Raw genomic sequence first — 9023 nt, forward strand, 5'->3', positions numbered from 1 at the left:
AGTGGTGGGCATTCCCGCGGAATGCATGGTGTTTTTGCTCATGGGGGGAGCGTATCTAAGGAGCAGGATCAAGCAAGCAGGAAAGTGGGATCAAGAGACGATCGTCTCATTTTTCCTGTGTCAATACTGTTCCGGTGAATACTTACACCTTTAGGGCTAATAGATAATTTGCGTAGTTTTGTTGCGATTGACAATCTGGTTGATTTGATTGTAACGTGCATCGATCATCCCAAAGCAGCTAATCAGACTTTTTTGGTCAGCGATGACCGGGATGTATCTACCACGCAATTACTGCGAATGATGGCCCATGCTTTTGGTAAGAAGGCAAGGTTGATCCCGATACCAATGAGTTGCATCCGGGGAGTAGCAAGTCTGTTAGGCAAAAAAGCAGTTGCTGACAGACTGTGTGGCTCATTGCAAGTCGATATTACCCACACCAAGGAAACCTTGGGATGGAAGCCACCCGTGACCATGGAGCAACAATTAGCTAAGATAGCCGTTTCAATGTCATCACAACGAGATGCATAAAATATGACCACGATCATTATCCGAATGCTGGATTTCATTTTTGCTCTACTGGGTCTTGTATGTGCGGCACCGGTTCTGCTGCTGTTAACGCTGATCGGTCTATTCGATACAGGGTCTCCTATTTTTTGTCAGGTCAGGGTAGGGCGCAATAAAAAGGCTTTTACACTGGTTAAATTCCGTACTATGAGGGTGGGCACTGCGTCGGTTGCCAGCCATTTGGCTAGTGCGACGTCAATCACTCCATTTGGTAATTTTTTGCGTAAAAGTAAACTGGATGAACTTCCGCAACTTTGGAATGTGTTGAAAGGTGAAATGAGTCTGGTTGGGCCTCGTCCTTGTTTGTTTAACCAAGAAGAGTTAATAGCCGAACGTGACAAGCGTGGTGTATTTGAAGTTCGGCCGGGCATTACCGGGTTGGCGCAGGTCAATACTATTGATATGTCTACCCCCGAGTTGCTTGCCTAGACGGATGCCAAGATGATTGCATCCTTAACCCTGAAAGATTATTTCACCTATATCTTGCAAACGGTAACCGGGAAAGGCTCCGGAGACCGAGTAATACGATAAGTTTTTTTAAACATCTCCTTTATAGGGTGGATATGATCCCATGTTGACTTTTTTCCTAGGGCTATCACGCCCTTTAAAACGGAGTGTATCGGTACTGATCGATGCGATGCTGCTAACCGTTGCCTTCTGGGGGGGGTATTGGGTTCGATTAGATATGGCGATACCGATTCGAAGCCTCCACTATTGGGAACTGTTGGCGTTACTTATTCCTGTTACTGTATTTATTTTTGCCAAGCTGGGACTGTATCGTGCTGTATTGCGCTACGTTGGCTTTAAAGTGCTTTGGACAGTCTCTTTAGGTATATTTTTATCAACCTTATGTTTGGTAGCATTTTCATTCTTTTTCGAGATTTTTTTACCAAGAACGGTTTCAGTGATTTATTTTTCCTTTGCAGTTCTTCTAATTGGAGGGGTACGTCTTTTCTTTCGAATGCTGGTAAATCGTGGTAAGGGAAGTCGAGTTCCTGTACTTATTTATGGGGCCGGGTCTTCTGGGCGCCAGCTTCAGCTAGCCCTGAATCAGGGACAGGAGTTTTTCCCGGTTGCTTTTGTGGATGATGCTCCTCATTTAAGGAAAGCCCTGATCCAGGGGAATAACGTATATTCTCCTGATGATATTGGTGAACTGATCATGCGGTTTGGCGTGAAAAAAATATTGCTCGCTATTCCCAGTGCATCACGTGTGGTACGTCAGGATGTGCTTCGCCGGTTAGAGCCTTTTCCCTGTGAAGTGCTCTCTATTCCGGGCATGGCTGACTTGGTTGGCGGTAAAGCTCAAATCAATGAGTTAAAGGAAGTTTCTATCGAGGACTTGCTAGGCAGAGATCCAGTCGCTCCGATACCAGAGCTTTTAAACGCCAATATTACTGGCAAACGAGTTATGGTGACTGGGGCTGGAGGTTCAATAGGTTCTGAGTTGTGCCGCCAGATTATCCGGTGCAAGCCTGAAAAATTGGTTCTCTTTGAACTGTCAGAATATGGGTTGTATGCAATCGATAAAGAACTTAATGAGCTTTGCGAAAATGAAAGCATCGATGTTGAAATAGTTCCTCTCTTGGGTTCAGTACAGCGACAGAACCGCTTATTTACCATCATGAGCAATTTCAGGATCCAGACTGTCTATCATGCTGCGGCCTACAAACATGTTCCTTTGGTTGAATATAATGTTGTGGAAGGTGTTCGAAATAATATATTCGGTACCCTCTATAGTGCTCAAGCAGCTATCGAGGCTGGGGTCGAAACTTTCGTATTGATCTCGACCGACAAGGCAGTGCGACCGACGAATACCATGGGGGCAACGAAGCGATTGGCGGAGTTGATACTGCAAGCCTTGGCTTCTGCCCAGAATTACACTCGTTTTTGCATGGTGCGTTTTGGTAACGTGCTGGGCTCGTCAGGTTCTGTCGTTCCTCTGTTTCGTAGACAGATCCGGAATGGCGGTCCTCTCACCGTGACTCACCCCGATATCATCCGTTATTTCATGACCATTCCGGAAGCGTCCCAGTTGGTGATCCAGGCTGGTGCTATGGGTCATGGCGGCGATGTTTTTGTTCTTGACATGGGGCAGCCGGTGAGGATTATCGAACTGGCATACCGTATGATTCGTTTGAGTGGTCTGACACTTAAAAATGAACAAAATCCGAACGGAGATATTGAAGTAAAAATTACAGGATTAAGGCCTGGAGAAAAGCTTTTTGAAGAGCTGCTTATTGGTGACAATGTGCTGGGCACTCATCATCCGAGGATCATGAAGGCAAATGAGCAACTGCTGCCTTGGGCTGAACTGCGCGCCCTGCTTCTCAAAATTGATGTTGCCTGCCATCAGTTTGATCATGAGCAGCTTCGTCATCTGTTGCTGGAGGCGCCAGCCGCATTTGCACCTACCGACGGTATCTGTGACTTGGTGTGGAAGGCTCGTGGTGAGTTGAAACCAGCCTTGATGACCTCCAACACAACCAATATTGAGTTTTTGAATACGGAGACCCATCACTCTGTGCACTGAAATGAGTAGTGCTACCTTGGGCCATAGGAGAATGGCCGATGAATGACGCTGGGTTAATGTCGTTACTGTCACCAGTCCTATTGCTGGGGGGCACAGGCCAACTTGGTCTTGCCTTATGTCAGTTACTCGGCAAGGAAGGGTTGTCTCTGCCAAGGCGAGCAGAGGTCGCTCTTCTACAACCGGTACAATTGGTCGACTGGGTGGAACGGCTACGGCCGCGGGTGATCATCAACGCCGCTGCTTATACCCAGGTCGATCAAGCGGAAAATGAACCGGAGCTGGCTTATCAAATCAATGCGCAAGCGGTGGCAGCATTGGCTGAAGCCTCAAGGCGGGTTGGAGCCCTGTTGGTCCATTTTTCCACAGACTATGTCTTCAATGGCCTCGGTGACAGGCCTTGGCGGGAGGAGGACAAGCCGAGTCCTCTCAATGTTTATGGATTGAGTAAGTTGCAGGGGGAGCAGGCTATCCAAGTCAGTGGTTGCCGCTATCTGATACTCCGAACCAGCTGGTTGCATAGTCCTTATCGGCACAATTTTGTGAAAACTATGCTGCGTCTAGGGCAGGAACAGGAGCTTCTCTCGGTGGTTTGCGATCAGATTGGGGCGCCCACCTCGGTAGCTCTGCTGGCCAAGGTGGCACTGGGGGCGATCGAGCAAACGCTGGCCAATCCGACATTATGCGGACTCTATCATGTGGCGGCTGGTGGCGAAGTCAGTTGGTTTGACTATACCCGCTTTATCTTTGCCGAGGCTCAGAAACTGGGTCTCGAGCTCAAAGTGAGAGAGATTAAGCCTGTGTCGAGTTGCGCTTACCCTGCTGCTGCCAGGCGGCCATTGAATTCCCGTCTCGATACGACCAAGCTTCGTACTACCTTCGGCCTCGAGTTACCTCATTGGAGCGAAGGAGTCGAGGAAACGCTTCGTCAGCTCCTGAAAGAAAAATGATATCTGCAGGTTTTGCAATAGGTAGGTTTGTCCTACAGGCTAAGCCATCTGGGTGGGTCAATACACTGAGTGACTACGATGGATTTTCTTCCCCTGGCGATTCCCGATGTGATGTTAATCAAGCATCGACTGTATACCGATGAGCGTGGCAGCTTTATGGAGCTGTTTCGTCAGCAGGATTTTACCGCCCGTTGTGGTGAGATGAATTTCGTGCAAGATAACTTGAGCCGTTCCTGCCAAGGTACGCTGCGTGGTTTGCACTACCAGATCGTACGGCCACAGGGCAAGCTGGTGCAGGTCATTTCTGGCACCATCTTCGACGTGGCGGTGGATTTGCGTCGGAATAGTCCTACCTGTGGGCAATGGGTGGGGCAACATCTCGATGCCGATACGCCCATGTCGCTCTGGATTCCCCCCGGTTTTGCGCACGGTTTCTATGTGTTGAGCGAGATGGCGACAGTGCTTTATAAGTGCACCGACTATTACAGTCCTGAATATGAACGTACACTCCATTGGGCTGACCCCGAGTTGGCTATAGTGTGGCCGCTTATGGAAAATATACCCTTGGTCCTGTCTGACAAGGATCGTCAGGCCCCTTTTATTAAGGAAAGTGCGAACAAGTATCCCACGAACAAAAAATGAAAATTTTAGTCATTTAATATCAATGGGTTACCAGTAAATGCTCTCGTGCCATATGACTTATTCGCACCTTCCTTAGCTGTTTGCATCGAAGCTTAGCATATATGTAATTGATGCGACTTAGAGTGTTTAGTTTTAGAGAAAAAGCTCTCTAGTTTTTATAAAATCCGCTATCATACGGTGATTTTTTCCAGTCAGTTTTTGATGGCAAGCTAAATAAGGTGTGGAAGTGAAAAGGATTCAGCTCATCCCTCTGTTGTCGGCCGTGGCTCTGCTCAGTGCATGTACTGTGGTGCCGGGTACCAATCTTTCAACCAGCGGCAAGACCGAGGTGGCTACCGGAACGGTTGATGTTGATCAACTGGCCGATGTCTACCCGGTGACGCCAGCACTGGTCAGCGAGTTACGCAAGGCGCCTGTGGTGGGCAAGGCCAACCCTGAGCTCAATCGCCAGATCAGCAGTTATGAGTACCGTATCGGTGTTGGTGACATCCTCAATGTGACGGTGTGGGATCACCCGGAGTTGACCATTCCTGCCGGCTCCTACCGCAGCGCGAGCGAGGCGGGTAACTGGGTGCACGCAGATGGCTCCATCTTCTACCCCTATATCGGCAAGGTCGCCGTGGTGGGAAAAACGGTATCTGAAATCCGTGTGGATATTGCCAAGCGGTTGGCTCAGTTTATTGAAAGCCCACAGGTCGATGTCAGCATTGCCGCTTTCCGCTCCCAGAAGGTCTACATCTCCGGCGAAGTCGCCAAACCTGGCGCGCAGCCCATCACCAATGTGCCGATGACGCTGCTCGATGCCTTCAATCTGGCCGGGGGCTTGAGCCCGACGGCAGATTGGCACCATGTGGTCCTGACTCGCCAGGGCAAGGAATACCCGCTGTCGCTGCAGGATCTCTTGCAGTATGGCGATCTCTCTCACAACCAGCTGATGCGCGATGGCGACATGCTCTATGTGCCGCGCAATGATGCCCAGAAAGTGTTTGTCATGGGGGAAGTCAACAAGGCTTCAACCCTGACCATTGGTCGTGAGGGAATGAGCCTGACGGAAGCCCTGAGCAGTGCCGAGGGCTTGAACCAGAATGCTGCCAATGCCACAGGGATTTTCGTATTGCGCCCGGCAGGCAAGTCACAGCAGAAAGCCGCCATCTATCAACTTGATTTGAGTGACGCCACTGCGCTGGTGATGGGGACGGAGTTTGCGTTGCAACCCTATGACGTTGTGTATGTGACAACCGCACCTGTGACGCGCTGGAACCGCGTGTTGAGTCAGTTGGTTCCCTCCATCAATGGCTTTAACGAGTTGACGGAAGGTATGTTGCGGGTTCGCAACTGGTAACGCTCAATAGATATTGACTCGGGCCCCTTGGCATCGTGTTGAAGATGAAAGAGTGACAGTAATATGTTTGAGAAAATTCTCGTCGTGTGTGTGGGCAATATATGTCGTTCCCCGACGGGTGAGCGTCTGCTGCGGGAGCGTTTGCCCGGCCGTGATATCCGTTCTGCCGGAGTGAGCGCCCTGGTTGACAAGCCTGCCGATCAAGTCGCTAGCGAAGTAGCCCAGCAACATGGGGTCTCGCTGGAAGGGCATGTTGCGCGTCAGCTTAACCGCGCGTTGTGCCAGGAGGCCGATCTCATCCTTGTCATGGAGAAAGGGCATATTTCCGCCGTGACCGCTATTGATCCTGGCGCCCGCGGCAAGACCATGCTCTTTGGCCACTGGCTGGGGGAGTGCGAGGTGCCAGATCCCTATCGCCTCAGCCGGGAAGCCTACGAGCACGTTTATCAGTTGCTGGTGCGTGGTGCTGATGGCTGGGTGAAAAAACTGTAACCACAGCCTGTGTCTGTGTTCGGGTTTATCTGACAATAAAAATGGACTCTGTGTAATGACGACTTCTTCTGTTTCGTCCCGGCAAAACAATGCCGCGGTGGAGAACGATGAGATCGATCTGGGACGCCTGCTGGGCTACCTGATCGATGGCCGTTGGTGGATTGTGAGTATCACCGGCTTCTTTATGATGATGGGTGTTGCTTACGCCTTGCTGGTGACACCAGTCTTCAAGGCCAACGCCCTGCTGCAAGTGGAAAAAAAGACCAGCGGCACCGCTCTTCTGGGTGACATGGCCGATGTGCTGGGTGGCGAACAGGCTGATGCCGCCGCTGAGATAGAACTTTTGACCTCGCGCATGGTGCTTGGCCGCACGGTACAAGAGCTCCACCTTGATACTGTGGTGACCCCCGATTTCTTCCCGCTGGTTGGCCGCGGTGTGTCTCGCCTGATGGGCCAGCCCTATCCCAGGATGGCGATTAGTCGTTTTGAGGTGGCATCCGAGCTGATTGGTACTTCCTTCACTTTGACCTTGACCGGAGAAAACCGTTTTACCTTGGAGGTGAAAGGCCGGGTGCTGGAAGGTCAGGTGGGTAAATTGCTTCAGAACGAAGATGTAACACTGCTCTTGTCTGATGTGGCCGCTTATGAGGGGCAAGTTTTCACGTTGGCCAAAAAGCCTGTACTTGATGTGATTGCCGAATTACAAAGTGGTCTCCAAGTTAGCGAGAAGGGCAAGAATACCGGGATCATCTCCCTGGCGCTGGAAGGGGAAGACAAGGTGCGCATTCGCGCTGTGCTCGATAACATCAGCCAGAACTATCTCCAGCAGAACGTGCTGCGCAAGACTGAAGAAGCCCAGAAGAGCCTGGATTTCCTGCAGACCCATCTGCCCCAGGTCAAAGATGACTTGAACCGTTCGGAAGAGCTGCTCAATACGTATCGTCAACAGAACGAGTCGGTTGATCTGCCGCTCGAAGCGAAAGCGGCACTGGACACCATGGTCGGGATTGAGAAACAGCTCAATGAGTTGACCTTCCGTGAAGCCGAGTTGCAACAGCTCTATACCCGTCAGCATCCGGCCTATATCGCCTTGATGGAGAAGCGCCAGACTCTGATCAACACCAAGAACAACATCAACAAGTCGATCAAGCGCTTGCCGAAAACCCAGCAGGACATCTTGCGATTGACCCGTGATGTGCAAGTGGGCCAGGAGATCTTCGTCCAGCTGCTCAACAAGCAGCAAGAGCTCAATATCATGAAGGCGGGGACCATCGGTAATGTGCGTATCATCGATGATGCCGCAGTCGAAACCCGGGCAGTCAAGCCGAAGAAGCAGCTGATCGTGGTGCTGGCAACACTGCTTGGAGGCATGTTGTCAGTGGGCCTTATCCTGGTGCGCGCTGCATTCCACCGCGGTGTCGAGAGCCCCGAACAGTTGGAAGAGATGGGGCTGTCCGTGTACGCCACTATTCCCTATTCCGAAGATCAGGCCAAGATAGAGCAGCAGCAGAAGAAAAAGCGGCGCCAGGCGATGTCACTCAATGAAGCCTTGCTGGCCGCCCGTAATCCGGCCGATCTGGCAATGGAGTCGCTGCGCAGTCTGCGTACCAGCCTGCATTTCGCCATGATGGAGGCCAAAAACAACATCGTACTGATCTCGGGCCCTGGTCCTGGTATCGGTAAAACCTTCGTGTCGACCAACTTTGCTGCCACCTTGGCCATGGGTGGCAAGAAGGTACTGGTCATCGATGCGGACTTGCGCAAGGGCTATATGCAGAAAGTCCTGGGGCAAGAGATGGGGGCTGGTTTGAGCGCCTATCTGGCGGGTCAAAGTAAGATGATGCAGGTGATCAGCAAGACTGGCTTTGACGGGCTCGATTTTGTCTGTCGTGGCGCAGTGCCACCTAACCCCTCAGAATTGCTGATGCATCCTCGCTTCAAAGCGCTGCTGGATTGGGCCGCTGAACATTACGACTTTGTCATTGTCGACTCCCCGCCGATCCTGGCGGTCACGGATGCGGCCATCGTCGGCCAGCATGTCGGGGCGTCTTTGTTGGTGGCTCGTTTTGCCAAGACGGCTGTGAAAGAGGTGGAAGTGGCGATTCGTCGCTTCGAGCTAAATGGTGTGGTCATCAAGGGTATTCTGCTCAACGCGGTAGAAAAGAAAGCCAGCAGTTATTACGGTAATTACGGATATTATCAATATAGCTATGGTGATAAAACCAAAGCCTGATCCTGCTGCAGATAATCGATAAGGGATTGGTAATATTCAGGGAGGCGAAATTGAAGGTTCAATTGATGCCTCCTTTGAGTAATACTAGATAAGACTGAGAGCGTTAACCTTCTCAGTATTATGTTTCCTGATTACCCATGATTAGCAGTCACCACGAGCTATACTGATCTTACGTACAGTTACTGAGGTGCGAGATCATGGCCAAAAGCAAAGTCCAATTCCAGAAAGGCTACAGCCTGTTTGATTTTTTCAAGGACTATGGCACTGAAG

General features: G+C 50.8%; 8 protein-coding genes. All 8 read left to right on the forward strand.

Annotation, left to right across the window (positions count from 1 at the left end; translation table 11 throughout):
• Positions 1-168 precede the first annotated feature (168 nt).
• The 8 genes from MUW49_RS17190 to MUW49_RS17225 all read left to right on the forward strand — a co-directional run bounded on the left by MUW49_RS17190 (position 169) and on the right by MUW49_RS17225 (position 8753).
• Complete coding sequence (locus tag MUW49_RS17190; RefSeq protein ID WP_244813008.1) at positions 169-528, forward strand: UDP-glucose 4-epimerase; 360 nt, start codon at positions 169-171, stop codon at positions 526-528.
• 3 nt (positions 529-531) lie between these two features.
• A complete protein-coding gene (locus MUW49_RS17195; protein WP_244813009.1) occupies positions 532-993 on the forward strand; it encodes a sugar transferase in 462 nt (153 codons plus the stop codon).
• A 142-nt stretch (positions 994-1135) separates the two neighbouring features.
• A complete protein-coding gene (locus MUW49_RS17200) occupies positions 1136-3097 on the forward strand; it encodes a nucleoside-diphosphate sugar epimerase/dehydratase (RefSeq protein ID WP_244813010.1) in 1962 nt (653 codons plus the stop codon).
• A 38-nt stretch (positions 3098-3135) separates the two neighbouring features.
• Complete coding sequence (gene rfbD, locus MUW49_RS17205) at positions 3136-4044, forward strand: dTDP-4-dehydrorhamnose reductase (protein ID WP_244813011.1); 909 nt, start codon at positions 3136-3138, stop codon at positions 4042-4044.
• 78 nt (positions 4045-4122) lie between these two features.
• Positions 4123-4686: a dTDP-4-dehydrorhamnose 3,5-epimerase gene (gene rfbC, locus MUW49_RS17210; RefSeq protein WP_244813012.1), complete on the forward strand. Its 564-nt coding sequence runs from the start codon at positions 4123-4125 to the stop codon at positions 4684-4686.
• A gap of 226 nt (positions 4687-4912) precedes the next feature.
• Positions 4913-6028: a polysaccharide export protein gene (locus tag MUW49_RS17215; RefSeq protein WP_103859176.1), complete on the forward strand. Its 1116-nt coding sequence runs from the start codon at positions 4913-4915 to the stop codon at positions 6026-6028.
• A 63-nt stretch (positions 6029-6091) separates the two neighbouring features.
• Positions 6092-6520, forward strand: coding sequence for a protein-tyrosine-phosphatase (locus tag MUW49_RS17220; protein WP_043156573.1), 429 nt, complete (start codon positions 6092-6094; stop codon positions 6518-6520).
• Positions 6521-6575: 55 nt separating this feature from the next.
• On the forward strand, positions 6576-8753 hold the full coding sequence (locus tag MUW49_RS17225) for a polysaccharide biosynthesis tyrosine autokinase (RefSeq protein ID WP_244813013.1): 2178 nt from the start codon (positions 6576-6578) through the stop codon (positions 8751-8753).
• Positions 8754-9023 lie beyond the last annotated feature (270 nt).

This window comes from Aeromonas sp. LsrichE-8G (assembly GCF_022869435.1).
Classification (GTDB): Bacteria; Pseudomonadota; Gammaproteobacteria; order Enterobacterales; family Aeromonadaceae; genus Aeromonas; species Aeromonas caviae.